Below are 26,365 nucleotides of genomic sequence, written 5' to 3'. Positions count from 1 at the left end.
TATCCGGCAGGGGCGGAGACGCGGATCATGCTGAACGAAATGTTGAGAGGTGGACAGGAGGACGGGGCGGGTCCGCGCCGTCTGGGGAGCGCGCTGGCGCACACGGTCGCCGCAACGCCGATGCTTCCCGTGCTCGTGATCGCCGTTGCCACCTTGATGATGGTGGCTCCCGGTTTCCTGGGAGCCGCCAATCTCCAGAACATGGCGTGGTTGTTCGGTCCGTTGCTGATCTCGGCGCTCGGCATCACCTTTGTGTTCTTGGTAGGCGGGATCGACTTGTCGATAGGCTCCACCCTCAGCCTTGCGACGGTCGCGACAGCTTGGACGATGCGCGAGACCGGGCTCATCTGGCCAGGCATTGCGGCGGGAATGGCGATCGGTGCTGCGGTTGGCCTCATCAACGGTCTCGCAGTCGCGGTGCTGCGCTTTCCTGCCTTCGTCCACACCTTCGGAATGCTGCTGATCCTGCGAGCGTTCGCAATGCTGTGGACCGGTGGAGCCTCCTTGGGACGCCTGCCGATCGAGGTGCTGCGCTCTGGGCGAGGAAGCCTGTTTGGCATTCCCAACCTGCTCCTGATCGGTCTCGCCACCATGCTGTTTGCGCATATCCTTTTGACGCGCCTGAGGCTCGGTCGAGAAACCTTCCTCGTCGGTGCCAACGAACGAGCGGCTATTTACAACGGATTGCGGGTCGGCTGGGTCAAATTCGCCGCCTACGCGCTCTGCGGTCTATGCTCGGGTCTGGCGGGAGTGACGGTTGTGCTGCGCCTCGGTTCCGGCGGACCGGTACTCGGCGACAACGTGCTCCTGATGGCGATTGCCGCCGTCGTGCTCGGCGGCACCAGCATCATGGGGGGAGAAGGCAGCGCCTGGAAGACCCTGACTGGCGTTGCGGTCATCGTCCTCCTCGACAAGGGGCTCAATCTCATTGGCCTCAGTTTCTACGATCAGGCGATCGTGCTCGGGGCCGTCATCATATTTGGAAGCGCGCTGAGCCAGTTGGTAAATGCGCGGCTTGTCGGAGGCCGCAAGGCCTGATTGGAAAGGACAGGGTTCTCATGACACTCGCACACTGGCAGCGGCGGCGGCTTCGTCTAGGCATGGTCGGCGGCGGCATTGGCGGCAATATAGGGAGTGCGCATCGCACGGCTGCCCTAATGGACGGACGCTGGGACGTCGTTGCGGGCGTCCTGTCGCGCGATGCCGTACGCGGCCGGCAATCCGCAGCGCTTTGGCAGATCGATCCGGCCCGGTCCTATGAAACAGTCGAGACGATGGCGGCGGCAGAAAAAGCGCGTGAGGATGGGATAGACGCGGTGGCGATCTGCACGCCGAATGCGGATCACTATCCGAGCGCGATGGCCTTTCTCAAGGCAGGCATCCATGTGATCTGCGACAAGCCGCTGACGACTGTCGTTGCCCTGGCTGACGAGCTTGCAGCGACGGCGCGCGCGAAGAACGTGATTTTCGCAGTCACGCACACCTATTCCGGCTATCCCATGGTGCGCGCAGCTCGCGAGATGATTGCAGCGGCTCGCCTTGGAACGATCCGCAGCGTGGCGGTGGAATATGCATCTGAGTATCAGGTTGAAGGTGCTGAAGGGTGGCAGAACGATCCCCAGCTTTCTGGCCCGCTTGGTATCGTCGCTGGCACAGGAACCCATGCACATCACCTCGCGGAATTCGTGACAGGCCTTCGTGTAAGACAGCTTTCGGCGGATCTCTCCACGCTAGTGCCCGGCAACCGGCTCGAAGACCACGCCAGCATGCATCTGAGATTTTCCAATGGGGCGCGGGGCTATCTCTGGAACACCACGCTGGCGCCAGGCAATGCAAATGGTCTATCGATCCGTGTTTATGGTGACAAAGGAGGCATCGCCTGGCATCAGGAGCGCCCGGAAACGCTGGCCTTCACGCCGACCCGCGGCGTGACGCGGCTGATTACACGCGGGAGCGAAGAGGCAGGTGACGCGGCGGGGCGGGTAACGCGCGTTCCGGCCGGACATCCTGAAGGTTATCTGGAAGCCTTTGCCAACCTCTACTGCGGAATCGCGGATGCGATTGCGGCGCACCAAGACGGCACATTGAGCGGAACGTTCGATTTCCCGACTGTTGAGGATGGTGCGCGGGGCGTTCGGTTCATGCATGCGGCATTGCGGTCGGCTCGTGACGGGTCACGCTTCGTCCCGCTTGAGGACTCGTAGGAAGGATTCGCTACTGTGACGGCTTCAGGGCCCGGCGATCATTTTGAGGCGGGCGCCCTGCAGCGCGTCGCCCATATGTTGTCCTCTGATTCGGCATGACAATTATCGTCTGCAACTGTCGAGCACCATCGCCTTGCCCCCTCAAATATTTGCTGCCGTGTGAATTTCGAAGGGAAGAATGTTGTGCGAAACGGTCGGCGTCCGGTGCGTATCGAGCGCTTCCGCCATGGCACGCACCAGAGTGTCAGCGAGGAGGCGGGCGGGATGCGAGAGAACGACCTTGATGATGCCCTCAGCCAGTCCGGCTCGGGTCTCGTTGGTTAGTTCATGAGCGACGACGACGAGCCTCTTTGCCGCGGGACCTCCATCCTCGCGGAGCGCCCGCATTACTCCCGTAACTCCGCCGCCAGCCACGTAGAGCCCGACCCAGTTCTCTTCAGATTTGAGCAGGCCCCGCGTCAACTCATACGCGATGTCCGGCTCCTCCTGGGTGCCAAGCGTCTCCATCATCTGGAATTCCCTCTGGCTCTCGCGAAAATAGGAGCGGAACCCCATCTCGCAAAGCTCCTGTGAAAGGTAGCGGTGGCTCCCTACGAATACGGCAACCTTGCCAGGCCTCGGATTCACATTGTCGATGAACCAGGCAGCCGTCCGGCCCTTCTTGACACAGTCATTGCCAACGTAGCCTGCGCGACCTCGCGCCGTCAGGTCAGAGATCATCGTGAATACCGGGATCCCCTCGTTCTCAAGCCCGTCCACCGCGTGATTGATTTGCGGATGATCGGAAGTGATGATTCCTACGGCATCAGCATCCCGGCTCATTGCTAGCAAAGCGTCCGCGGTGTTCTCCGGGGCAAGCTCGTCGACGAACCGAACGATGGCGCGTCCATGGGCGTCAGGAAATGCCTCCACCGCCTTTGTGAGGACCTCCGCCCACATCTGGTAGAGCTTACGGTGAGACTGCTTCAGGAGGAAGCCAAACTTGATGATGGGTTTATCATTCTCAAGCCGCTTCTTGATGGCAGTCACGCCGTGAAAGCCGATTCTCTCTGCCGCTGACAGTACGCGCTCGGCTGTCTGCGGTCTGACGGGGTCGCGACCATTCAGTACGCGATCAACCGTTGAGACTCCTACGTTTGCCGCCTTCGCAAGGTCGGCGATCGTCGGTCGGGTCATTCGAATTCTCCCATTAATGAAAGCCAATCTGAGAGATTTTGAGAGAAAAGTCCAGTGTCAAATTGACAGAAACGCCCAAAATATGGTGTTCTCCATGCCGCTGGAGGAGCATTCAGTAATCAAGAAACGTCGGGAACGGCGAACGTTTTGGGAGGAGGGGCTATGCCCGCGGCCAACGCATCAGTGCGCCCAGTGGGGAGCGCGAACGAGCATCTTTCTGGATCGCAGTCACTGGTCTTGGAGATGCGCAATATCACAAAGGCGTTTCCTGGCGTGCTTGCCCTGGATGGCATGAACCTGAAGGTTCGGCCTGGCACCGTGCACGTTCTCGTCGGAGAGAACGGTGCCGGAAAATCGACGCTGATGAAGATCCTCAGCGGAACCTACACAATTGATGGCGGCGAGATAATATTCAAGGGCGAGACCTTGAGCGCGCAGGATACGTCTGCCGCGCTCGAGCGCGGGATCTCCATGATCCACCAGGAGCTCAGCCCCGTTCTCGACATGACAATCGCTGAAAACATCTTCCTTGGCCGCGAGCCGGCGATGTCCGAGAAGGGAGTCTTCTCGCGTTTCGTAGATTTCTCCAAGATGAACGCGGACACGAAGGCACTTCTCGACCGTCTGGGCCTCAAGTATGCGCCGGAGACAAAGATGCGCGATCTATCGATCGCGGCGATGCAGCTAATCGAAATAGTCAAGGCGATCTCGCGCCAGGCTTCGCTTGTCATCATGGACGAGCCGACGTCGGCGATCAGCGACACAGAGGTCGCGATGCTGTTCCGGCAGATCGCGGACCTGAAGGCAGCCGGCGTAGCCATCATCTACATCACCCATAAAATGGATGAAATCTTCCAGATCGCCGATGACATCACTGTCATGCGCGACGGACAGTTCATCGCAGCCGCGCCTGCGAGTGAGTACGACGAGACGAAGCTTATCTCCCAGATGGTTGGGCGAACGATTTCGAGCATCTTCCCCAAGGAAGAAGTGCCTATCGGAGATGTTGTACTGTCTGTCGACAGCCTCTCCCGGGAAGGCACTTTCGAGGACGTCAGCTTCAACGTTCGCGCGGGTGAAATAGTTGGCCTCTCTGGCTTGATCGGAGCAGGGCGGACAGAAGTTGCGCGTGTCATATTCGGCCTCGATGCTGCCAGCGGTGGTTCGGTCAGGCTCAACGGCGAGGTACTCAAGCTTAGGTCGCCGAAGGATGCGATCTCGCATGGGATCGCAATGGTGTCTGAAGATCGCAAGGCGGAGGGTCTCGTGCTCTGCCGCTCCGTCGGCGAAAACATCTCGCTGGCAAATCTCAAAAAATTCACTGCGGGGCTCTTTGTCAGCGAGCGCCAGGAGGAGTCGGCCGCGCAGCGTATGATCAAGATGCTGCAAATCAAGACACCCAATACCGACATGATCGTCGAGAACCTCAGCGGTGGCAACCAACAGAAGATCGTGATTGCCAAATGGCTCCTTGGGGATCTCAAGCTTCTCATTCTTGATGAGCCGACCCGCGGTATCGACGTCGGCTCGAAATCTGAAATTCATCGCCTGATGACTGACTTCGCCCGTCAGGGCCTGGCGATCATCATGATCTCGTCCGAGCTTCCGGAAATCCTCGGCATGAGCGACCGCGTGGTCGTGATGGCCGAGGGACGGGTCGCGGGCGAACTGACAAGAAGCGAGGCCAATCAGGAAAGCATTATGCGCCTTGCAACGGGAGGACACTAATGAACACCGAACCCATGGCTGCGGGCGCACCCGCCAAAGTAAGCTCGAAATCGAGTGGCATGGACTTTGCTGCGATCTATCGCAAGTACGGGACAATTCTGATTTTTGTCGGGATCTGTATCCTGGCCTCGCTTCTGAGCCCAACGTTCCTTACTGAAGCCAACCTCACCAACGTCCTGCGTCAGGTCGTGGTCGTCAGCTTGCTGGCATGTGGGGTCACGTTCATCATCATCCTAGGGCACATCGACGTGTCCCTCGGATCCGTGCTTGCGCTATGTGGCGTCATTGCCGCCAGCGTCATGGCGATGTCCGGAAGCATCATTCTCGCCGTCGTAGCAGGTGTTACAGTCGGCATCATCACCGGGATCATCAACGGCTTCGTCATCACCTTCTTCCGCATCCCGTCATTCATCATGACGCTCGCGATGACGACGGTGGCACGCGGCGCGGTGCTTCTCTACACGGGCGGCTCTCCGGTGACTGGCCTTGGTGATTTCAAGGTGATCGGGCAGGGATCCATTGGACCCGTACCGATCTCCGTCCTCATCCTCGCCGTGCTGGTCGTGGTGTCGTGGATCCTGCTGAACAAGACGAAGTTTGGCCGCTATGTCTACGCTGTCGGCGGCAATGAGCGGGCGGCACGTGCCTCGGGCATCAATCCGGACAGCATCATCGTCAAGGCGTTCATCTTCAATGGCATTCTCTGCGCTGTCGCTGGTATTGTTCTGATGTCGCGCATCAATTCCGGCCAGCCCGCAGGTGGCGTGGGCTACGAGTTCGACGCAATCACCGCAGTCGTTGTCGGCGGCACAAGCCTGATGGGCGGCACGGGTACGATCACCGGCACGATCATCGGCGCGATGATCATCGGCGTCATCAACAACATCCTCAATCTCATGAACGTCAGCTCGTACTGGCAGCAGATCATCAAGGGACTGATCATCGCGGTCGCCGTCATCCTTGATGTTTGGACGAAATCGGCCCGCAGCAAAAAGAAGGCCTGACTCAAAAGTTCCCGCGCGAAGCGAACGCGCTCGCGCGAAGGACCAACTGTGTGTGTGTCGGCGCGATGGCGCCGGATCGAAGCAACCTTTTGAACTACCAACGGGAGGAGACCCCAAATGAAAATGATCGCAAAGCTCGCACTCGCCTGCGCCGTATCCGCCGCGGCACTGTCCGCATCCGCCGCCTTTGCCGCCGACAAGTTCGTCGTGGGCTATGCCAACATGGCCGACACTGACGTCTTCGTCATGGCTCGCAAGAACGCCTTCATCGAGGCTGCGAAGTCCGATCCTGATGTCGATATCAAGTTCACCGACGCCAACAACGACGCCAGCAAGCAGCTTGATCAGATCGACAACCTGATCGCCCAGAAGGTCAATGTGATCCTGGTTGTCCCGGTCGACTACGAGGGTATCGTTCCCGGTGTCGAAAAGGCGAACGAGGCGGGGATTCCGGTGATTGCGCTCGGCATCCAGTCGGCTGGCGGCAAGTACACTTTCGTAGGCTCGAAGAACATCGACGCCGGCAAGATGCAGGCCGAGTACATGAAGGCCAATCTGCCGAAGGATGCGCAGATCCTCTACCTGCAGGGCACGCCCGGCCTCTACCACTCGCAGGAGCGCCTCAAAGGCTTCGAGGACAATCTCGGCCGTCCTGACGTCAAGATCCTCGCCAACCTCTCCGGCAACTACGACCGCGCCGAAGGAATGAAGGTCACCGAGGACTGGATCCAGAGCTTCCCGAAGTTCGACGCCATCATTGCTGCCAATGACCAGATGGCCCTTGGTGCCCGTGAAGCCCTTCAGGGCGCCGATCGCCTGAAAGGCGTGATGATCTCGGGTGTCGATGGCGTTCCGGACGCGCTCAACGCCATCAAGGCCGGTGAGATGTCGCAGACCATCTTCCAGAACGCGGGCGGCCAGGCGAAGGCGGCCTTCGAAGTGGTCGAGAGCATCAAGAAGGGTGAGACGCCTCCGGCCGAGAAGCTCGTGCCGTTCGAGTCCATCACCAAGGACAATGTCGACCAGTACATGAAGAAGTAATTCCTCCCGAGATGCGTGTCGGGGCTGCGGTCCCGGCACGCGCACCCAATGCAACTGAATATCCTGGAGCTCATGAAATGATGCGCTTAAGCCTGGTAACCGACATTCTCGGATACCTTCCCTTCGAAGAGATGCTTGATACGGTCTCGAAGCTCGGCTTCGAATCTGTCGAGCTAGGATGCGGAAACTGGTCCAAGGCTCCGCACCTGCGCCTCGACGAGCTCCTTGAAAGCGAACAGGCCCGGACTGACTACCTGGCGGCTCTCGACCGCCGAGGCCTGACGATTTCCGCTTTGAATTGCTCCGGCAACCAGCTCCATCCCGGCGCAAGCGGCGCGGAGCATCGCGCCGTCGTCGAGAAAACCTTCCGGCTTGCCGAAAAGCTCGGCGTGAAGACCGTCGTCATGATGTCGGGCTGCCCGGGCGGCACGCCGAAGGACGACCTGCCAAACTGGATCACCCACGTCATCCTCCCGGAGCAGGTCGAAGCCCTCGACTATCAATGGAACGGTGTGCTGATCCCATATTTCCAGAAGGCTGGTGAGTTGGCCAAGGACTGCGGCATCCGTGTCGCGATCGAAAACCTTGGCGCTACGATGATCCACAACCCGGCCAACATGCTGCGGCTGCGGGAGCACGTCGATCCCGTCATCGGCATGAACTTCGACCCCAGCCACCACATGTGGATGGGCGGTGACCCGATCGCGGCCGTTCGCCTGCTAGGCGATGCCATCCATTACATGCATGCCAAGGACGTTCGGCTGGAGCGCACGCTCGCGGAGGCCAATGGCCTGATCGACACCTACTGGATCAACGACATTGCCAAGCGTTCGTGGAACTACGTTGCGCTCGGGCACGGCCACGACGTTCAGTGGTGGAAGGAATTCTTCGCGGTTGCCAGGATGGTCGGCTACGACGGACCGGTCAGCCTCGAAATGGAAGACGCCGGAATGGATCCGCTCCTTGGCGTCAAGAAATCACTCACGACACTGAAGCTCGCACTCCCACGTGACTTCGACTGACATCCCCCATCAGGAACAAGCCCATGACCCTCAAGATCGGTGTTATCGGAACTGGCGCGATCGGCCAGGAGCACATCCAGCGCCTCCACCACAAGCTGGTTGGTTCAACTGTCGTCGCTGTAAATGACATCAACAAAGCCCAGGCGGAGGAGGTTGCCAAGCGCCTGACCCCCGCTGCGAAAGTCTTCGAGAACGGCCACGATCTCGTCGCCGATCCCAACGTCGATGCCATCGTCGTCACGTCATGGGGCCCGACGCATGAAGAATTTGTTCTCTCGTCGATCGCTGCTGGCAAGCCCGTCTTCTGCGAGAAGCCGCTGGCGACAACTGCCGAGGCCTGCCTCAACATCGTCAATGCGGAAATTGCCAGCGGACGCCAGCTTGTCCAGGTCGGCTTCATGCGCCGTTACGACAAGAGCTACCGTCTCCTGAAGGAGCAGATCACCAACGGCAATCTCGGCGAGCCGCTGATGGTGCATTGCGCCCACCGCAATCCGAGCGTTCCTGAGGTCTATGCGGGCGACATGGCCATCACGGACTCCTTCCCACACGAGATCGACGTGCTGCGCTGGCTGCTGGACGACGACTACGTGTCCGCCCAGGTCATCATGCCCCGCAAGACCAAGCACACGCGCAAGGATCTCGATGACCCCCACATGATCTTGCTCGAGACGAAGAAGGGCGTCCGGATCGACGTCGAAGTCTTCGTCAACTGCCCCTATGGCTACGACATTCAGTGCCAGGTCGTCGGCGAGGATGGGATCGGCTATCTGCCGGAACCGATGAGCGTGCTCCTTCGCAAGGACGCCAAGCTCAGCCACGAGATCCTGCAGGATTGGAAGCTTCGCTTCATCGACAGCTACGATGTCGAACTCCAGGAATGGATCGAGTCCGTCAAGGCTGGCGTCGTGCGCGGCCCGACGGCGTGGGACGGCTACTTTGCTTCCGTCACCGCAGACGCATGCGTCGAGGCGAAGCATTCCGGCAAGATCGTCCCAATCAGGATCGGGGAGCGGCCGTCGTTCTATGCGCCGACCGCGCTGAAGCCAGCCGCCTAACGGAAAATCGAGGAGGAGGAAGCCATGAAAATCGCTCTCGACCCGCATATGCATCGGCATCTGCCATTGAATGAACTCTGCCGAAAGGCTGCCGAGCTCGGCTACGACTATATCGAGGTCTCGCCGCGCGACGACCTGCTTCCCTGGTGGGTTCGCCCGCGTGCCCACAAGGAACGTGTCGCGGAATTCAAGAAGGCGCTCAAGGACCATGGCGTCCAAGTGGCCTCCCTGTTGCCCATGTATCGCTGGGCAAGTCCGCATGAAGACGAGCGTAAAGCCGCGGTCGGCTATTGGAAGGAAGCCATCCAACTCGCGGTCGACCTCGGCGTCGACACGATGAACTCCGAATTCGGCCGCGGGCCGTCCCCCGACCGCGGTCATCGGTCGAACTGCTGCGGTGGCCATTTCACCCATGAGCACAGCGAAGCTGCATGGTGGCGCTCGATCGAGGAACTGGTTCCCGTATTTGAGAAAGAGGGCGTCACGCTCAACATGGAGCCGCATCCGGAAGACTGGTGCGAGACGCTCCACCCGGCGATCGACATGCTGAAGACCATCGGCTCGAACAACGTCAAGTTCCTCTACTGCGCGCCGCACACCTTCTACTTCGGCGAGGACATGTCGAGGATGATCCGGGACGCGGGACCGCTGATCAATCACGTCCACGTTGCCGACACCTATAACCACCGGGCATCGTCTGGCCTGCGCTATATCATCAACCCGCCAGGCGCGAAGGTCACCATCCATCAGCACATGGACATGGGGCAGGGTGAGATCAACTGGGATGTCTTCTTCTCATCGCTCGCCGAAGTCGGCTTCGACGGGGTCGTGACGGCGTGTGTCTTCGGCTGGGAAGACCGAGCGGATGCATCTGGAAAGTTCATGCGATCGGAGATCCAGAAATACGTCGACAAGTATTTCTCTCCGAGAGGGTAGCGATCCTTCTGAGAAAGCCTGCAATTTGCCTGTCCCCAGGCAAACGCGCGGTGCCGGATAGACGTAGGATCGGCTTCGATTTCGAAGCCGATCTTCTTTGGGAAGCCGCAGACAATATGCGGACAAATCAGCCGAGAATAAAATGCGCACCAGATTTCCAATCCTTATCGGGACTCTCAATCGAAAGCTTCCGCTGTTCGCTGAGGCTTCGTGTGCGGGTCCAGGGTTGGCGTCCGGATGGTTCGACACCGAGAACCTGTCGCTTGAGATTGCCGATGAGGAAAATCATATTGACAACCCGTCCTTCTTGCGCGCTCACCCGACACTTCCGTTCGTCTTCGCAACAAGCGAAGTGCACGACTGGCACGAAGGCGTGATTTCGAGCATTCAAGTCGATCCACGGGATCTGAAACTGACCTACCGGAACAAGCAAGCCGCCCTTGGCAGTTGTACCGCGCACTGCAGCGTCGATGGGAGCGGAGGATACCTCCTCGTCACCAACTTTATGATCGGAAATCGACCAGTGCAGCCGGGCATGGGAGTCGTCAGTTTTGCGATCAGGGAGGATGGGTCATTGGGTGCGCCTGTCTCAGCACTCAAATTCTCGGGGAGTGGCCCGGTCGAAGGGCGTCAGGATCGCAGTCATCCACACTGCATTTTTACGACTCCGGACAACAGGCATGTGATCGTAGCCGATCTTGGGACCGACAGCATGCTAACAATTCCCTTCGACGAGACGACGGGGTTGCTTGACGAGACTTCGATCAGCCGATGCGCTGTGCCTGCGGGTTCCGGGCCACGGCACTTCATCCGTCATCCACGTGCCCCGCACATCTATCTGATCAACGAGGTTTCGGGGACCATCGACTGGTTCGATGTCAAGCCGGACGGAGAGCTCTCGCTTCGTGGCACGCTCAGTGCTCGTGAAGATGGAGCAAAGGGACGAAACGACAGCTCCGATCTGCAGATTACGTCGGATGGCCGCTATCTTTACGCAGCCAACCGCGGCGACGACACGATCGCGCAATTCCGCATTGGGCCGAATGGAGAGCCTGTACTTTCAGGGCATATACACGCGCATGGCCGCTGCCCGCGCAACCTCGCAATAACGCCGGACGATCGGCTACTGCTCGTCTCCAATCAATACAGCGACAACATCGCGGCATTCACCATCGAACCTGAGAGCGGTGTTCTGGTGCACAGGAAGAATATCGAGTTCGGCTCGCCGATGTCGGTCGTCTTTCCAACCTGGGCGGGATTGACCCCAGCCTGAAATCGTCAGGTCAGACGAGCAAAATTGGCCGCTGCGCACCAGCAACAATGCGGGCGCGAGACCTTTGAGGAGGGCAATATGCGTATAGGGCTTGTGGGATATGGAACGGGCGGTCGGCATTTCCATGCGCCGTTTATCGCAGCGGCGCGAGGCGTAGATTTGGCCGGAGTCGTTGCGAGAGCACCGGAGACTGTCGCGCGGGTGCAGGCAGACCTTCCTGGGGTTGCCATCTATCCAAGCCTCGAGGCGATGATTGCTGCGGGGGGATCGATGCGGTGACGATCACGACGCCGCCGCAGACCCGGCGTGAGCTTGTGCTCGAGGCGGTGGCGGCTGGCTTACATGTGGTTGCTGACAAGCCGTTCGCTCCGAGTGCGCAGGCGGGCCGCGAACTGGACGAGGCAGCTAAGAAGAAAGGGGTGGTGCTAGGCGTGTTTCACAACCGCCGCTTCGACGCGGATGTGCTCACGTTGAAAGGGGTTCTCCAGTCGGGGAAGCTCGGAAAGCTATGGCGTCTCCATTCGCGCATGGACCTCGATGACCCGGCGACCCTCGAAGCGGGGCCGACTGGGGGCCTTCTTCGAGATCTCGGCAGTCACCTCGTTGACCAGATGATTTGGCTGCTCGGTCCGGTACGTTCTGTCACTGCCAATTGGGATCAAGTGGAACGGCCCGAAGGCACGACTGACGCGGGCTTTGTAGTTTCGCTCAAACACAAATCGGGCGCATCCGCCCACATATCTGCAAGCAAGCTCAACCGACTGGCGGTGAAGGAATTCCGTGCCTATGGCGCTGCTGGCAGCTTCGTTTCGTCGGGCACTGACGTTCAGGCTCAGGCGATATTTGCCGGGAAGCGTCCACTCGAAGACCTCACGGCCTGGGGATACGAGCGGCCCGAACTATGGGGCGTCCTGCGAACCAGCGATGGCGAAGAGCGTGTTCCGTCGGCGCAGGGGCGCTATCACGCCTACTATGAGCAATTTGCTGAGGCCGTCGCAACCCGAGGGCAGCCCCCTGTTACGGCAGAGGAAGCGATTTCCGTTCTTGCTGTTCTCGACGCCGCGCGCGCGAGCGCAATAGAAGGCCGTACGATCGATGTCGGATAGAATTCGCATCTCGGGTGAAGGCGGGGTTGCGTCGGTCCTCCAGTGGCGTCCGGGCTTGGCCGATCTGCAGGTCATCGCTGCCGCGCTTCTTGCGGGAAGCGGCTGGATCTTCTCGACGAACGCCCTGAAAGAACTGCCACCCCTGTTCTTCATCGGTAGTCGGTTTCTCCTCGCTGGCGTCCTGATCGGCGCCTTCGCGCGGATGCCAAGCGGAGGATGGAAACTCCGGGAACTGGGCTATCTCGCGCTCGCGGCAGTAGCGTTGGCGCTTTCGATGACTGGCTGGATCGTCGCACTTGCCCATACCGCGCACATCGGTGTTGCCGCATTTATCACGGCAACCGGCAACCTGATTGTCCCTCTCGTCGGCGCCGTAATGTTCAGATGGCGATTGCCACCGGGCTTTCTGGCATCGGCGGCACTTGCCCTGGTGGGGCTGTCATTCCTCTTCCTCGATCGCTCATCTGCTTTCGACGCAAGTCACTTTATTTTCCTCGGGTCCGCCCTGCTGTGGGCCTTGAACATCGCTCTCGTGAAGAACACCAAGGCACAGATGGGCATCGCCGGCTTGACCGCGACGCAACTCATCATCTCCGGCGCCATCATTCTCGGGGCATCCTGGCTTGTCGAGACACCACCATCCATGCCGCCATCCCTTGCTGCTTCGGGGTGGTTCCTGGCAAGCGTGGTACTCTCGACCTGCGCACGTTTCGTGCTGCAATTCCGCGGTCAGCAATCCCTTCCTCCGGGCCGGGCAGCAACCCTGATGGCCTTCGAGCCGATCTGGGCGATGACGCTGACTGTTGCCTTGTTCGGAGCATCGATCTCAGTTGCTCAGGCAGTCGGATGCGCGGTCATCTTTTTCGCGATTGCGCGAGAAGTCTCAAGATCTGCCGATGTCGCCGCGGCGACCTCGGCCACGTCGAAAATGCATCCCAAGCACATTAATACGAAGGACTGACCGGATGAAAAAGCCGCTGGACGTGATCACAATCGGGCGCTCGAGCGTCGACCTCTATGGCGCCCAAATCGGAGGGCGACTCGAGGACATGGGGTCGTTCAACAAGTATATCGGCGGGAGCCCGACGAACATAGCGTGCGGTGCCGCGCGCCTTGGGCTGAAGAGCGCGGTCATCACCCGCGTCGGCGACGAACACATGGGGCGGTTCATTCGCGAGCAGCTCGCACGTGAGGGCGTGGCGACCGATGGCGTGGTGACTGACCCTGACCGCCTGACTGCGCTGGTCATTCTCGGGATTCGCGACGAGGACCATTTCCCGCTGATTTTCTACCGTGAGAACTGCGCTGACATGGCTCTGTCGGAATCCGATATCGATGAGGACTTTATCGGCAAGGCACGAGCCCTTGTCGTCACTGGGACGCACCTATCGAATCCACGCACCGAGGCCGCGGTGATGAAGGCCATCAATCTTGCGCGCAAGCACGGTGCCAAGACCGCGCTCGACATTGACTATCGTCCCAATCTCTGGGGCGTTGCGGGGCACGGCGATGGCGAGAGCCGATTTGTTGAGAGCGCTGCTGTCACGGCGAAACTGCAGTCGACCCTCCATCTCTTCGACCTGATCGTCGGCACCGAGGAAGAGTTCCACATCGCTGGCGGATCGACAAATACCATTGAGGCGCTGAGAGCCGTGCGGAATTCTTCTGACGCGGTATTGGTATGCAAGCGCGGCGCCAAGGGTGCGGTAGCTATTGAAGACTGGGTCCCGAACAATCTTGACGACGCACAGAAGGGGCCGGGATTCCCGATCGAGGTGTTCAATGTCCTCGGCGCCGGAGACGGCTTCTTTTCCGGTCTCCTCAAGGGATGGCTCGACAGCGAGTCATGGCCCAAGGCTCTCGAGTATGCGAACGCATGCGGTGCCTTCGCAGTGAGCCGCCACGGATGCACGCCTGCCTATCCAAGCCTCGATGAGCTGCACTTCTTCCTGAAGCGAGGCATCAAGCGACCGGACCTCCGAAACGATCAGGAACTGGAGCAGATCCACTGGGCGACGAACCGTAGCATGGACTGGTCGACGATGCGCGTATTTGCGTTCGATCATCGCGTGCAACTAGAGCAGATGGATGGATTCACGCTCGCGAAGGGCGGCGCTTTCAAAGAGCTTTGCCTGCAAGCCGCTCTCCAGGTCCAAGGTGGTCGGCCGGGATACGGAATCCTTTGTGACAACCGCATAGGGCGCGACGCCTTGCATGCGGCCTCAGGTTCAGGCCTCTGGATCGGGCGGCCGTGCGAATGGCCGGCTTCGCGTCCGCTGACACTGGAACCGGAACTCGGACTGGACTGTGGCGGTCTGGAAGAATGGGCGCGCGAGAACGTGGTCAAGGTTCTCTGCTTCTGCCATCCCTCCGACAGCCAGGAAGTCCGCGCCAAGCAGGAGGAGACGGTGAAGCGGCTCTTCCAGGCCTCGCGCCGGAACGGACTTGAGTTCCTGCTCGAGATCATCCCTTCGAAGGTTGGCGCCGTCGACGACGATACGAACGCCACCCTTATCAGGCAGTTCTACGATATCGGCGTCTATCCGGACTGGTGGAAGCTTGAGCCGATGACGAACGCTACGGCATGGCGGAAGGCCATCGCCGCAATCGAGGAAAACGACCCGAATACGAGAGGCATCGTAGTGCTCGGCCTCGACGCTCCGGAAGCCGAGCTCGCAGCATCATTCAGGGTCGCCGCAGCCTTTGATCTGGTGAAAGGCTTTGCAGTAGGACGGACAATTTTCGGCGATGTCGCACGCAGATGGATGAAGGGAGAGCTCGACGACAGTCGCGCGATCTCCGAAATGGCTGGCCGCTTCGAGAGCCTGTGCCGCATCTGGGACGAAGCACGCTGGACCGCAAAGGAGAAGTGAGATGTCGACAATTCGTTTGACCGCCGCTCAGGCAATGGTGCGCTGGCTGTCCGTTCAGATGACGGAAGAGGGAGAGAGATTCATCGAGGGCGTCTGGGCGATCTTCGGGCACGGCAATGTGGCTGGTCTCGGCGAAGCGCTCCACGGCATCGGTGACGCGCTTCCGACATGGCGCGGCCAGAATGAGCAGGGGATGGCCCACACCGCGATCGCCTACGCCAAGGCAAAGAAGAGACGGCGTGCCCACGCGATCACGTCGTCGATCGGTCCCGGCGCCACGAACATGGTGACGGCCGCTGCGCTCGCGCATGTGAACCGCCTTCCAGTCCTTCTCATTCCTGGTGACGTGTTCGCGAACCGCCGGCCGGATCCGGTTCTGCAGCAGATCGAGGACTTCGAGGACGGAAGCATGTCCGTGAACGATTGCTTCCGTCCAGTCAGCAAGTATTTCGACAGGATCGTGCGGCCCGAACAACTTCTCACCGCGCTGCCACGCGCCATGCGAACCCTGACCGACCCGGCATCTTGCGGACCTGTGACACTCGCGTTCTGCCAGGACGTTCAGGCAGAGGCATACGACTATCCGGAATCGTTCTTTGAGCCGACGACGTGGTACATCCGGCGTCCCGAGCCGGACCAGCGAGAAGTCGCCCACGTCGTCGAGATGATCAGAAAGGCGCAGAAGCCTGTGCTGATCTGCGGCGGTGGCGTGATCTATTCGGAGGCCGAGGAAGCACTCGCCCAGTTTGCCACCAAGCACGGAATTCCGGTCGTGGAAACGCAGGCTGGAAAGTCGGCTTTGCCTCAGGCACATGCGATGAACTATGGGGCGGCGGGCGTGGACGGATCCGCTGCAGCCAACCAGGTCTGCGAGGCCGCCGATCTGGTATTGGGTGTCGGTACGAGATTCCAGGATTTCACGACGGGTTCGTGGGCTCTCTTCCGCAATCCGTCGAGATCGCTCGTATCCATCAACATCCAACCCTACGACGCCCACAAGCATGGCGCGGCCAGCCTCGTCGGGGATGCCAAATCGTCTCTGGAGCGGATTTCCGAGGCGTTGGGCGAGTATCGGTCGGGATCATTCGATCCTAAGTCACGCACCGACTGGCTGGCGCGTGTGGACGCCCATTGTGCCGCTCCGGAAGTGGATGGCGGAAACGTGCTGCCAACCGATGCCCAGGTGATCGGCGCCGTACAGCGCGTCTCGACTGAGCGCACGATCGCGATGTGTGCGGCCGGAACGATGCCGGGCGCGTTGAAGCTACTCTGGCAGCCAGCGCAGGGCGGATACCACATGGAATACGGATATTCCTGCATGGGCTACGAACTGGCTGGCGCAATGGGGATCAAGCTCGCACTGCCGGATCGCGAGGTCGTGTGCTTTGTCGGCGATGGCAGCTACATGATGATGAATTCGGAGCTAGCGACGGCGGCCATGCGGCGGATCCCATTTACCGTCGTGCTGACCGACAACCGCGGCTACGGCTGCATCAACCGTCTGCAGATCGCCTGCGGGGGCGAAGAGTTCAACAACATGTACAAGGACTGCAACGTCGAGGAGCAGCCAGAGATCGACTTCGTCGCTCATGCGTCTGCGATGGGCGTCCACGCGGTGAAGGCGAAGAGCATATCCGATCTCGAATCGCAGATCATCACCGCCAGAGGCCGCGATCGACCGTCGGTTATCGTCATCGACACAGACGCCGTGCCAGGGCCTGGCGAGGGTGGCGGTGGCTTCTGGTGGGACGTTGCCGTTCCCGAGGTTGGGACCTCCGAGAAGCTCAATGCCGCGAGGACGGAGTATGTCCGAAATCGCGATTTCCAGAAACTTGTGAACTGAGGATCTGACATGTCACATCTTCAAAGGAAGGCATTCGGAAGCCATGGGAAGGTGCACGAGATCACGCCGCAGTCCGCTGGTTGGCGCTTTGTGGGGTTCTCGCTCTACCGCATCCGCGAGGGCGAACGGATTTCGGAGGAAACCGGGGATCGCGAGGTCATCCTGGTCATGGTGGAAGGGAAGGCATCGTTCGTTGCTGCGGAGAAGAACTGGGGCGTGCTCGGCGAACGCATGAGCGTCTTCGAGAAGACACCGCCGCATTGCCTTTATGTCCCCAACGCCAGCTCCTGGGAAGCTGTTGCCGCGACCGACTGCGTCATTGCTGTCTGCTCGGCCCCGGGAAGGCGCGGGCATCCCGCCCGCCGCATTGGTCCGGACGGGATCTCGCTTGCAGAGCGGGGTAAGGGCACCAATACGCGGTATGTGAACAACATCGCCATGGAGAACGAGGACTACTGCGACTCGCTGCTCGTAACCGAGGTGTTCACTCCCGCAGGCCATTGGTCGAGTTATCCCTCGCACCGCCATGACGAGGATGACTTTCCACGGATCACCTATCTGGAGGAAACCTACTATCACCGGCTGAATCCTGCGGAAGGATTTGGGATACAGCGCGTCTATACCGACGATGGTCAGCTCGACGAGACCATGGCCGTCGCCGATGGCGATGTTGTGCTCGTTCCTCGCGGGCACCATCCCTGCGGAGCCCCGTATGGGTTCGAAATGTACTACCTGAACGTGATGGCGGGGCCACTGAGAAAATGGCGCTTCGTAGCTGCTCCGGAAGTGGAGTGGATCATGAAGCGGGACGCATGACACGCAAGCTGGGAGAGACGAAATGCCCCTGATGAAAATCCATGTCCTCAAAGGGCGGACCAATACGGAAATCGAAGAACTTCTCGAGGCCATTCACGACGCGATGGTGCGGGCGTTCAAGGTTCCGGAGAGGGATCTGTACCAGATTCTGACTGAACACGAACGAACGCACATGCGCGCTCTTGATACCGGTCTCGACATTCCGAGAACGGACAAATTCGTGATGATTGAGGTTGTCACCCGTCCGCGTTCACGGGCCGAGAAAATCGATTTCTATGAGGGCCTGTGTCGTGAGCTTTCCGAGCGGTGCGGCATCGGGTCGTCGGATGTCATGATCTCGATGGTCGAGAACACGGACGAAGACTGGTCCTTCGGTCTCGGCCGCGCGCAGTTCGTCACGGGCGAGCTCGCATCGCATCGGCACGGTCAGTAGACCGCCGCCACGACGGGAACACCGCGTCCCTGATTGATTGAGTAGCATCTTGGCTCGCTACTCGCGCGCAGGGACATATTTGCCTCTGCGAGGAAGAAGGATGAAGAGGCGTCACGCGACTGGATCACGCCGTCTCGCTGGATCGACAGTAGTCGGGGAAGTTCAGAAACCTTCACGACCCCGGAATCGAGCAAACAACTACTGGGTTAGTTTCCTGTCATTAAAGTCCGCAATGCGAGCAATGAAAGCCGCGTAAAACGGTTTAAATTTCACGATATGAAATCGATTTTATATTGTGAAAAATGCCTTGACCATGCGAATTTGGCGTGTAACCTCGCCTCAAATTGGTGAGGAAAAATCGTGCAAACGAATTCGGTTTTGGGAGAGGCGAAGTCTCGGAGTACATCCGACGATTCCGCAGGAACAATTGTCCAGTCTGTCGACAGGGCGCTGATGATACTCGACATTATTGCTGCCGCTGGCGGCGTAGAAACTCTGAACAACATAAGCTCTACATCGGGACTTAATGTTTCTACTTGCCATCACCTGATAAACACGCTCAGCAAGCGGAACTATGTGGTTCGCGCTGAGGGTCGGGGAGCTTATGCGCTCGGTCCGCAGGTAAAGGTGATCGCCAGCAGCTTCAACAGCGAGGATGACCTTCTTCGTCGGGCTGAGCCGTGGATCGATCGGATCAACGAAGTCACAGGTGAGACGGTTCACCTCGCGATGATGCAGGGAGACGATCTGGTTACGCTCGTCAAGCGTGATGCGCGTCACGCCGTCCGGGTTGATTCCGGGATGATCGGCAAGTCGGCCGCAGCGCACGCGACCGCGACCGGGAAGGCGCTACTCGCCTGGATGTCGGAGACAGAGGTCAACCGTGTCTTGGCGGCAAAGGGAATGCGTTCGTTCACCCCGAAAACCATTGTCGATGCGCAGGCGTTGTTCGCGGATCTCGAGAACGTCAGAAAGGTCGGCTTCTCGATCGACCATGAAGAGTTTCAGCCGCACGTCGTCTGCATCGGGGCTGCGATTGTTTCCGGCGGCAAGGCGGTAGCGTCGCTCAGCGCCTCGACCCCCATCATGCGTGCCGATGAGGAGCATCTAGGATTAATTCGAGACGAGGTCATGGCCGCCGCACAGGCGCTTTCGCTATTCAACGGAGCGCATAATGACTGATCAGCACGGATCGACGTTGCACCCGTCCATAATGGGCAAGGCATTTCAATCTCAATCACGGGGTCACGAATTGAGCCAGCAGCAGCAAGACTTCTACCCCGACGTTCGGGCAAGAGCACGGACCATCGCCAAGTGTGGCGGGATCAACCAGGCGCTCGTCAGCGGCATGCTTCCAGAGATTCTCGATCTGACACTTTCGGAAGCGATGGTGCTAGGTCTTCTGCGGCAGGGTGTCCGCAAGTATTTGGCCATCTTCGGTCATGGATCGACGGATCTCGCCGAAGTGCTGCGGGTCTATGAGGAAGAAGGCGTGACACGCACGTACAACTTCCGCAACGAGGTTGCCATGGCGCATGCGGCGACGGCGCTTCGCTGGCAGTACGGCGAGATCGCTGCCGTTGTCACGTCGATCGGTCCCGGCGCATTGCAGGCGATGGCCGGATCCCTTGCCGCGGCATCGAACGGTCTCGGCGTCTACCATATCTACGGCGACGAAACGACCTTCGGCGAGGGCTATAATATGCAGCAGGTTCCGAAGGACGAGCAGGGCATATTCGGCAACATCACTGCGTTGATGGGGCGCTCCTATGTCCTTCACACTCCACAGGCGCTGAGGGAGGCGCTCCGCCGTGGGTCCGTCTGTGTCCACCACCCATATCGGGCAGGACCGTTCTACCTTCTCGCGCCAATCAACGTTCAGCCGATGGTTGCCAGATTCAACATCTCCGCGATGCCGGAAAAGCCCGAGTTGCCGATTGTCGCTCCGTCGCAGGCATCGCCCTACGCAGAGGCTGCCAAGCTGATCTCGCAGGCCAGCAAGGTTGTCATCAAGGCGGGCGGCGGGGCGCGTGGAACCGACGATGCCATCCGCAGACTGGCCCAGGCGGCCGGGGCCGTTGTCGTTCTGTCGCCCGGTTCTACCGGAGTTCTCCGAGATGACGATCCTCGCAATATGCATGTCGGCGGATCCAAGGGCTCCATCAGTGGCAACTTTGCCATGTCAGAAGCCGACCTGCTGATATCGGTCGGGTCGCGTTCTGTCTGCCAGGCGGATTGCTCGGGGATCGGATATCCGCGTGTTCAGCAGGTTATCAATGTCAACGGCGACGTGGCGAACGCACTTCACTACAATCGGACGGTTCCACTCACGGGAGATATCCGGGCGGTGGTCGATCGCTTGGTTGACGCGCTGGAGGCTCTCAGCGAAGGCAACGAAGCAAAAGCTGAATGGCTGCAGGCCTGCGCGCGCAAAAAGGGCGAATGGCTGGACTATCGTTCGCAGCGCTATGCCGCACGGGATATGGTCGACAGGGTCTGGAAAGTCGATGTTCTAACGCAGCCGGCTGCGATCAAGATGGTCTGCGATTTCGCAAAGCATATCGACGCCGCGAAGTTCTTCGACGCGGGCGACGTCCAGGCCAACGGGTTCCAGATCGTCGAGGACGACACCAGCGGCGATACCTACACCGAAACTGGCGCATCGTTCATGGGATTTGCCGCCAGCGCCCTGTTGGCATCGGGGATCGCGGAGACTCCCCGTTACTCGATCGCATTCAGCGGTGACGGCTCCTTCATGATGAATCCCCAGGTTCTGATCGATGCCGTGGAACATGGTGTGAAAGGGATGCTGGTCATCTTTGACAACCGAAGGATGGCTGCGATCAGCAGCTTGCAGCACGCTCAGTACGGCATCGATTTCAAGACCAACGACTCCGTCGAGGTCGACTACGTCGCCATGGCCGGATCGGTGAAGGGCGTGCTGGCTGTACATGGCGGAACTACCGCCGAAACATTGCTCGACGCATTGGATCGGGCGCACGCCCATCCTGGCCTATCAGTCGTCCACGTACCGGTCTTCAGTGGCGATAACGCGCTTTCCGGACTTGGGGCGTGGGGAAGTTGGAACGTCGGCAGTTGGGTTGGCGACGTTCAGGAGAAATGGATGAAGCAAAGCCTCTAAAGGTCTGCTGCTTCACGAGAATTCAACAAGGTGAGTTTTCCAGGCCTGGCGGTGGATGCCCGGCCGACGGCGAAGCTTTGCCCGGATGTGGATATCGGAAATGAACCTGTATCGAGACTTGGGACTATTCATCGATGGACGCTGGTCCGGCTCACCGGAAGGGGCTGGGCGGTCCGTGTTCGATCCTGCATCGGAAGAGACCGTCGGACATATTCCGGACGCGACTGCTGAGGATCTTGATGCCGCGCTGGCTGCAGCGGAGAGAGGGTTCGAAATCTGGCGCCGAACGCCCGCTTGGGAACGGTCGAAATGTCTGCGCAAGGTCTCCGACCTCATTCGCGAGCGCATCGACGCCGTCGCGACAATCATGGTCGAGGAGACGGCCAAGCCCCGAGCGGAAGCGATCGGCGAGTGGAATGCGACCGCCGATCAGTTCGAATGGTATGCGGAAGAGGCGAAGAGGGTCTACGGCCACAGCCTCGACGGCCGCCAGCAGGGTGTGCGGCTGAATGTGATCTTCCAGCCTGTCGGTGTTGTAGCAGCGTTCTCGGCCTGGAATTTTCCGGCGCTGCTGCCAGCGCGAAAGGTTGCTGCGGCTCTCGCGGCAGGCTGCTCAATAATCCTGAAGCCCGCGAGTGAGGCCCCCGGCTGTTCGATGGCGATCGTCAAGGCCTGCGAGGATGCCGGAGTCCCGGCCGGCGTGGTGAATCTTGTGACTGGCGACTCCGCCGCGATCTCGAAGCATCTGATTGGTTCGCCGATCGTCCGGAAGATCTCGCTGACGGGGTCCGTGCCCGTAGGAAAGCACTTGATGCATCTTGCCGCCCAGGGGATGAAGAAGGTGTCGATGGAACTTGGCGGGCACGCACCCGTCATAGTGTTTCCGGATGCCGATCCCGCGAGGCTGCGAGACTGTGCGCCGCCGCGAAATTCCGCAATGCAGGCCAAGTCTGCATCTCGCCTAGTAGGTTCTACGTTCACCAGTCGATCTATGAGCCGTTCTCGAAAACTTTTGCTGACGTTGCACGCTCGCTGTCTTTGGGACACGGTCGCGACGCCGCCGTGACGATGGGACCAATGGCGAGCCGCCGCGGGCAAGACGGCGCGAAGGAACTGGTGCGAGACGCACTCGAACGCGGCGCAAAGCTGCTCGCAGGCGGAAACCCGCCTCAGGCATTCAATCGAGGGTTCTTCTTTGAACCCACAGTTCTCGGCGACGTGCCGGACACTGCCAAGATCATGACGGATGAGCCTTTCGCTCCAATCGCGCCGCTTACGAGCTTCACCGACTACGACGAGGTGATCAAGAGGGCAAACGGTCTGCCGTTCGGCCTGGCGGGCTACGTCTTCTCGAAGGACCTCGCACTGTCGACGCGAGCCGCCGAAGACCTGGAAACCGGAATGGTGGGGGTCAACGACATGCTGCTGGCCACGGCGGAGGCGCCTTTCGGAGGCGTGAAGGAGAGTGGCATGGGCCGCGAGGGAGGGATGCTTGGTATCCGCGACTACCTCGAGGCGAAATACATCAAGACGAAGCATGGCTGACGGGAAGTGATTGAAATGACTGACGAGACACGCGGCCTGCGAAACGGCCTTACAAACTACGGCGACCGTGACTTCTCGCTGTATCTCCGGCGCTCATTCGCGCAGTCGATGGGTATCTCCCGCACCCTGCTGGACAAGCCCGTGGTCGGCATCGCGTATACACCGAGCGGGTTCAACAACTGTCATCGCCACTTTCCGGAACTGCTGGAAGCCGTGAAGCGTGGGGTCCTTGCTGCCGGAGCGCTTCCTCTGGAGTTTCCGACGGTCTCCCTCGGCGAAGGGTTTCTGTTTCCGACCAGCCTTCGCTTCCGCAATCTCATGGCCATGGACACTGAAGAGATGATCAGGGCCCAGCCCATGGATTCAGTTGTTCTGATGGGCGGATGCGACAAGACCGTGCCTGCCCAGCTCATGGGCGCGTTGTCCGCCAACCTTCCGGCGGTGCAGCTCGTCGGCGGCCCGATGATGACGGGGAGGTATCAGGGCGAGCGCTTGGGAGCTTGCACGGACTGCCGACGTTTCTGGGGTCGGTTCCGGGCCGGCGATATCGGCAGACAACAGATTGACGAAGTCGAGAACAATCTCGCCACGACCTCCGGCACCTGCGCGGTTATGGGCACGGCATCGACGATGGCGTGCATCACTGAGGCGCTCGGCATGCTGCTGCCCGGCACCGCCGCCATTCCTGCGGTTCACGCGGATCGCCTCCGTGCCGCCGAAGAGACAGGTCGTCTTGCGGTTTCCCTAATCGGCTCGGACCGGACGCCCGACAAGATCATAACCAACGAGTCCCTGGAGAACGCAATCCGGGTGTTGCTCGCCCTTGGTGGCTCGACGAACGCCATCATCCATCTGACCGCGATTGCGGGCCGGGCTGGTGTTCCCGTGTCGCTGAAGAGGCTGAACGAGCTTTCGGAAACCACCCCAGTCCTGGTCAATCTGAAGCCGAGCGGATCCAACTACATGGAAGATTTCCATGCCGCCGGGGGGATGGGCGCCGTACTTCGCGAACTGCGTCCGCTGCTTCACCTGGACTGCCTTACAATCACCGGAGAGACGCTGCGCGAGCGGCTTGACGCCACGGAAGGCTGGGTTGGGCGAGACGTGATAGCTCCACTCGATAAGCCATTGGAAGAAAAAGGAGGCCTGGTTGCGCTGTTCGGCAATCTCGCCCCACAGGGTGCAATCCTCAAGCGCTCTGCGGCAGACAGGACGTTGTTTGAGAAGACGGGCCGCGCGGTCGTATTCACGTCGCTCCAGGACCTCGCTGCCCGCATCGATGATCCGGACCTTGACGTAACTGCGGACGACTTCCTTGTCCTGCAGAACGCTGGCCCGCACAGCGACTCCGGAATGCCAGAGGCTGGCTACCTGCCGATACCGAAGAAGCTCGCGGCTCAGGGTGTCAAGGACATCGTCCGGATTTCCGACGCCAGGATGAGTGGTACGGCGTTCGGGACAATTGTTCTTCACGTCACTCCGGACGCGGCCTCTGGCGGACCGCTCGGTCTAGTTCGCTCTGGCGATCAAATCCGTCTTTCGGTCGAAGGCAAATCAATCGAACTGCTCGTAAGCGACGATGAGCTTGCGCAGCGCATGGCCCAGCGTCCTGACGACGTTAAGCCCCGGCGCCGGGGTTACGACAAGCTTTATGCGGACCACGTCACCGGGGCTGACGCCGGATGCGACTTCGACTTCATGCAACAGCTTCCACACGATCACGAACACTGCTGAGGACCTTTAGACAGGTCGAAGCTCGACAAGCTACCAAGGAGGAAATTTCTGAAATGACTGCTCAAGTAAAAAAGGCCGGTTTCGTCGGCATCGGCAACATCGGCACGCCGATGGTACTCTCGCTGCTGCGCGGCGGCTTCGACGTCGTCGTCCGTGACCTTCGCCGTGAAGCCGCGAAGGAGGTTCTGGATGCCGGCGCCTCGTTCGCTTCGTCGAACAAGGAACTGGCCGACGCCTGCGATCTCATCGGGGTTGCCGTCGTCAATGACGCCCAGACACGTTCCCTCCTGCTTGGCGAGGATGCGCTCCTTGATGTCATGAAGCCGGGATCGATGATCGTTCTGCACTCGACGATCCTTCCGGCAACGGTGAAGGAGATGGGTGCTGAGGCGAAGAAGCGTGGCATCCAACTCGTCGATGCCCAGCTCAGTGGTGGCGATCTTCGCGCCCGTAAGGGTGACCTTGCGTTCATGGTCGGAGGCGCAGCCGAGGAGTTCGAGCGTGCGAAGGTCTACCTGGATCCAATGGCGCGCAGATCCGAGCACATGGGTGAACTCGGCGCAGGCGCCGCAACGAAGATTTCCATTCAGATGATGACCTTCGGCAACTGGGTGGCTGCGATGGAGTCCATGAAACTCGCGGGCGCGATGGGGCTCGACGAGAAGAAGCTCGCTGACTTCGCGACTGCCACCACGGCGGATTCCTGGGTCGCCCAGACATGGGGCAACTACGATCGGCTCCTTCGCGAGCATCGACTGAACGGAAGCGAGGATCTGTTCCGGCTCTTCGACAAGGATCTCTTCAACGCCGTGGCACTGGGCCGCGAGATGGGGATCCTGCTGCCATCGACCGCGGTTGGCAGCCAGGTTCTCGCACAGCTCGCCAAGGAACGCCTCGCGCGGCCAATCTGATCTCCACGAACAAAAGAAACAGTATTCGAAAGGCAGGGCAATGTCTGAAGTAGTTGTTCGCAAGGCGCAGATCTCCCGCGAGTACGCGGCCAAGATGATCGAGCGCGCCCTGGAGCGGGCCAAGGAACTCGAAAAGAACGTATCGATCGCGGTTGTCGACGATGGTGGATATCTGGTCGCCTTCGCCCGGATGGATGCGGCCAATCCTTCCAGTGTCAAGATCGCTCTCGACAAGGCGTTCACCGCAGCAACAACACGGATCGCGACGCACAAATGGTTCGAGATCCTTGAGAACGACGCACCTCTGCGCGCTGGCGCGGCGATCGGTGTCGAGCGTCTGATCGTGTTCGGCGGCGGCCAGCCGATCCTGCATGAGGGGGCGGTCGTCGGTGCGATCGGCGTGAGCGGTGGTCACTGGACCGGAGACACAGACATCGGATCGGCAGCACTCGGCATCCTCGAAAATGCCTGATCGCAGGCGCGCGGCCTTGCCGGGTCGCGCGCCCCTCAAAAATTAGGG

Annotated in this window: 22 protein-coding genes and 1 pseudogene; 22 read left to right on the top strand and 1 reads right to left on the bottom strand. The window is 60.0% G+C overall.

Annotation, left to right across the window (positions count from 1 at the left end; all coding sequences use genetic code 11):
• Window positions 1-27 precede the first annotated feature (27 nt).
• Together FZ934_RS08525 and FZ934_RS08520 are read left to right on the top strand one after the other, a co-directional pair.
• Window positions 28-1,038, top strand: a complete 1,011-nt coding sequence (locus tag FZ934_RS08525; protein WP_194273781.1) for an ABC transporter permease — start codon at window positions 28-30, stop codon at window positions 1,036-1,038.
• Between the two features lie 20 nt (window positions 1,039-1,058).
• On the top strand, window positions 1,059-2,204 hold the full coding sequence (locus FZ934_RS08520; protein ID WP_153270719.1) for a Gfo/Idh/MocA family protein: 1,146 nt from the start codon (window positions 1,059-1,061) through the stop codon (window positions 2,202-2,204).
• A gap of 141 nt (window positions 2,205-2,345) precedes the next feature.
• Here FZ934_RS08520 and FZ934_RS08515 read toward each other — a convergent pair whose 3' ends face one another.
• Entirely contained in the window at window positions 2,346-3,380 is a 1,035-nt protein-coding gene (locus FZ934_RS08515) for a LacI family DNA-binding transcriptional regulator (RefSeq protein WP_153270718.1), read from the bottom strand.
• A 162-nt stretch (window positions 3,381-3,542) separates the two neighbouring features.
• Between FZ934_RS08515 and FZ934_RS08510 the strand changes: the two genes are divergently transcribed.
• From FZ934_RS08510 to FZ934_RS08420, 20 genes and pseudogenes are all read left to right on the top strand, one after another.
• Complete coding sequence (locus tag FZ934_RS08510) at window positions 3,543-5,108, top strand: sugar ABC transporter ATP-binding protein (RefSeq protein WP_153270717.1); 1,566 nt, start codon at window positions 3,543-3,545, stop codon at window positions 5,106-5,108.
• Window positions 5,108-6,112, top strand: coding sequence for an ABC transporter permease (locus FZ934_RS08505; protein ID WP_153270716.1), 1,005 nt, complete (start codon window positions 5,108-5,110; stop codon window positions 6,110-6,112). Before FZ934_RS08510 ends, FZ934_RS08505 begins: the two co-directional genes overlap by 1 nt.
• A 117-nt stretch (window positions 6,113-6,229) precedes the next feature.
• Window positions 6,230-7,153 carry a sugar ABC transporter substrate-binding protein gene (locus tag FZ934_RS08500; protein ID WP_153270715.1) on the top strand — a complete coding sequence of 308 codons (924 nt, stop codon included), beginning with the start codon at window positions 6,230-6,232 and terminating at the stop codon, window positions 7,151-7,153.
• Window positions 7,154-7,230: 77 nt separating this feature from the next.
• Window positions 7,231-8,175: a sugar phosphate isomerase/epimerase family protein gene (locus FZ934_RS08495; protein WP_153270714.1), complete on the top strand. Its 945-nt coding sequence runs from the start codon at window positions 7,231-7,233 to the stop codon at window positions 8,173-8,175.
• Window positions 8,176-8,198: 23 nt separating this feature from the next.
• Window positions 8,199-9,233 carry a Gfo/Idh/MocA family protein gene (locus FZ934_RS08490; protein WP_153270713.1) on the top strand — a complete coding sequence of 345 codons (1,035 nt, stop codon included), beginning with the start codon at window positions 8,199-8,201 and terminating at the stop codon, window positions 9,231-9,233.
• Window positions 9,234-9,257: 24 nt separating this feature from the next.
• Window positions 9,258-10,169: a sugar phosphate isomerase/epimerase family protein gene (locus FZ934_RS08485; RefSeq protein ID WP_153270712.1), complete on the top strand. Its 912-nt coding sequence runs from the start codon at window positions 9,258-9,260 to the stop codon at window positions 10,167-10,169.
• 226 nt (window positions 10,170-10,395) lie between these two features.
• On the top strand, window positions 10,396-11,442 hold the full coding sequence (locus FZ934_RS08480; protein WP_194273780.1) for a lactonase family protein: 1,047 nt from the start codon (window positions 10,396-10,398) through the stop codon (window positions 11,440-11,442).
• A gap of 78 nt (window positions 11,443-11,520) precedes the next feature.
• Window positions 11,521-11,721: a Gfo/Idh/MocA family oxidoreductase gene (locus FZ934_RS28660; RefSeq protein WP_203437219.1), complete on the top strand. Its 201-nt coding sequence runs from the start codon at window positions 11,521-11,523 to the stop codon at window positions 11,719-11,721.
• Complete coding sequence (locus FZ934_RS08475) at window positions 11,718-12,548, top strand: Gfo/Idh/MocA family protein (protein ID WP_203437220.1); 831 nt, start codon at window positions 11,718-11,720, stop codon at window positions 12,546-12,548. The genes FZ934_RS28660 and FZ934_RS08475 overlap by 4 nt, the downstream gene beginning before the upstream one ends.
• Window positions 12,538-13,509 (top strand): DMT family transporter, encoded by a 972-nt coding sequence (locus FZ934_RS08470; protein WP_153270710.1) that lies wholly within the window; start codon window positions 12,538-12,540, stop codon window positions 13,507-13,509. The genes FZ934_RS08475 and FZ934_RS08470 overlap by 11 nt, the downstream gene beginning before the upstream one ends.
• A 4-nt stretch (window positions 13,510-13,513) precedes the next feature.
• Window positions 13,514-15,421: a bifunctional 5-dehydro-2-deoxygluconokinase/5-dehydro-2-deoxyphosphogluconate aldolase gene (locus tag FZ934_RS08465; RefSeq protein ID WP_153270709.1), complete on the top strand. Its 1,908-nt coding sequence runs from the start codon at window positions 13,514-13,516 to the stop codon at window positions 15,419-15,421.
• Between the two features lies 1 nt (window position 15,422).
• Window positions 15,423-17,264: a 3D-(3,5/4)-trihydroxycyclohexane-1,2-dione acylhydrolase (decyclizing) gene (iolD, locus tag FZ934_RS08460; protein WP_153270708.1), complete on the top strand. Its 1,842-nt coding sequence runs from the start codon at window positions 15,423-15,425 to the stop codon at window positions 17,262-17,264.
• Between the two features lie 9 nt (window positions 17,265-17,273).
• Window positions 17,274-18,080 carry a 5-deoxy-glucuronate isomerase gene (iolB, locus tag FZ934_RS08455; RefSeq protein WP_153270707.1) on the top strand — a complete coding sequence of 269 codons (807 nt, stop codon included), beginning with the start codon at window positions 17,274-17,276 and terminating at the stop codon, window positions 18,078-18,080.
• Between the two features lie 22 nt (window positions 18,081-18,102).
• Window positions 18,103-18,513 carry a tautomerase family protein gene (locus FZ934_RS08450; protein WP_153270706.1) on the top strand — a complete coding sequence of 137 codons (411 nt, stop codon included), beginning with the start codon at window positions 18,103-18,105 and terminating at the stop codon, window positions 18,511-18,513.
• A gap of 360 nt (window positions 18,514-18,873) precedes the next feature.
• A complete protein-coding gene (locus tag FZ934_RS08445; RefSeq protein WP_153270705.1) occupies window positions 18,874-19,695 on the top strand; it encodes an IclR family transcriptional regulator in 822 nt (273 codons plus the stop codon).
• Entirely contained in the window at window positions 19,688-21,655 is a 1,968-nt protein-coding gene (locus FZ934_RS08440) for a thiamine pyrophosphate-binding protein (protein WP_246737857.1), read from the top strand. Before FZ934_RS08445 ends, FZ934_RS08440 begins: the two co-directional genes overlap by 8 nt.
• A gap of 55 nt (window positions 21,656-21,710) precedes the next feature.
• Window positions 21,711-23,200, top strand: a pseudogene (locus FZ934_RS28655) (NAD-dependent succinate-semialdehyde dehydrogenase).
• Window positions 23,201-23,215: 15 nt separating this feature from the next.
• Window positions 23,216-24,934, top strand: coding sequence for an IlvD/Edd family dehydratase (locus tag FZ934_RS08430; RefSeq protein WP_153270704.1), 1,719 nt, complete (start codon window positions 23,216-23,218; stop codon window positions 24,932-24,934).
• Window positions 24,883-25,845, top strand: a complete 963-nt coding sequence (locus FZ934_RS08425) for an NAD(P)-dependent oxidoreductase (RefSeq protein ID WP_153270703.1) — start codon at window positions 24,883-24,885, stop codon at window positions 25,843-25,845. The genes FZ934_RS08430 and FZ934_RS08425 overlap by 52 nt, the downstream gene beginning before the upstream one ends.
• Before the next feature lie 40 nt (window positions 25,846-25,885).
• A complete protein-coding gene (locus FZ934_RS08420; RefSeq protein WP_153270702.1) occupies window positions 25,886-26,317 on the top strand; it encodes a GlcG/HbpS family heme-binding protein in 432 nt (143 codons plus the stop codon).
• The last annotated feature ends 48 nt before the right edge of the window (window positions 26,318-26,365 follow it).

This window comes from Rhizobium grahamii (genome assembly GCF_009498215.1).
Lineage (GTDB): Bacteria > Pseudomonadota > Alphaproteobacteria > Rhizobiales > Rhizobiaceae > Rhizobium > Rhizobium grahamii_A.
This window is presented reverse-complemented; position numbering and strand designations above follow the sequence as displayed.

Excerpts from the sequence above, each read along its gene's own strand:
- FZ934_RS08430 (WP_153270704.1), top strand. The coding sequence starts at position 23,216 with ATGACTGACGAGACACGCGGCCTGCGAAACGGCCTTACAAACTACGGC.
- FZ934_RS08515 (WP_153270718.1), bottom strand. The coding sequence starts at position 3,380 with ATGACCCGACCGACGATCGCCGACCTTGCGAAGGCGGCAAACGTAGGA.
- FZ934_RS08425 (WP_153270703.1), top strand. The coding sequence starts at position 24,883 with ATGCGACTTCGACTTCATGCAACAGCTTCCACACGATCACGAACACTG.
- FZ934_RS08450 (WP_153270706.1), top strand. The coding sequence starts at position 18,103 with ATGCCCCTGATGAAAATCCATGTCCTCAAAGGGCGGACCAATACGGAA.
- FZ934_RS08505 (WP_153270716.1), top strand. The coding sequence starts at position 5,108 with ATGAACACCGAACCCATGGCTGCGGGCGCACCCGCCAAAGTAAGCTCG.
- FZ934_RS08465 (WP_153270709.1), top strand. The coding sequence starts at position 13,514 with ATGAAAAAGCCGCTGGACGTGATCACAATCGGGCGCTCGAGCGTCGAC.
- FZ934_RS08495 (WP_153270714.1), top strand. The coding sequence starts at position 7,231 with ATGATGCGCTTAAGCCTGGTAACCGACATTCTCGGATACCTTCCCTTC.
- FZ934_RS08490 (WP_153270713.1), top strand. The coding sequence starts at position 8,199 with ATGACCCTCAAGATCGGTGTTATCGGAACTGGCGCGATCGGCCAGGAG.
- FZ934_RS28660 (WP_203437219.1), top strand. The coding sequence starts at position 11,521 with ATGCGTATAGGGCTTGTGGGATATGGAACGGGCGGTCGGCATTTCCAT.
- FZ934_RS08500 (WP_153270715.1), top strand. The coding sequence starts at position 6,230 with ATGAAAATGATCGCAAAGCTCGCACTCGCCTGCGCCGTATCCGCCGCG.
- iolB (WP_153270707.1), top strand. The coding sequence starts at position 17,274 with ATGTCACATCTTCAAAGGAAGGCATTCGGAAGCCATGGGAAGGTGCAC.
- FZ934_RS08440 (WP_246737857.1), top strand. The coding sequence starts at position 19,688 with ATGACTGATCAGCACGGATCGACGTTGCACCCGTCCATAATGGGCAAG.
- FZ934_RS08510 (WP_153270717.1), top strand. The coding sequence starts at position 3,543 with ATGCCCGCGGCCAACGCATCAGTGCGCCCAGTGGGGAGCGCGAACGAG.
- FZ934_RS08485 (WP_153270712.1), top strand. The coding sequence starts at position 9,258 with ATGAAAATCGCTCTCGACCCGCATATGCATCGGCATCTGCCATTGAAT.
- FZ934_RS08525 (WP_194273781.1), top strand. The coding sequence starts at position 28 with ATGCTGAACGAAATGTTGAGAGGTGGACAGGAGGACGGGGCGGGTCCG.
- FZ934_RS08420 (WP_153270702.1), top strand. The coding sequence starts at position 25,886 with ATGTCTGAAGTAGTTGTTCGCAAGGCGCAGATCTCCCGCGAGTACGCG.
- FZ934_RS08470 (WP_153270710.1), top strand. The coding sequence starts at position 12,538 with ATGTCGGATAGAATTCGCATCTCGGGTGAAGGCGGGGTTGCGTCGGTC.
- iolD (WP_153270708.1), top strand. The coding sequence starts at position 15,423 with ATGTCGACAATTCGTTTGACCGCCGCTCAGGCAATGGTGCGCTGGCTG.
- FZ934_RS08520 (WP_153270719.1), top strand. The coding sequence starts at position 1,059 with ATGACACTCGCACACTGGCAGCGGCGGCGGCTTCGTCTAGGCATGGTC.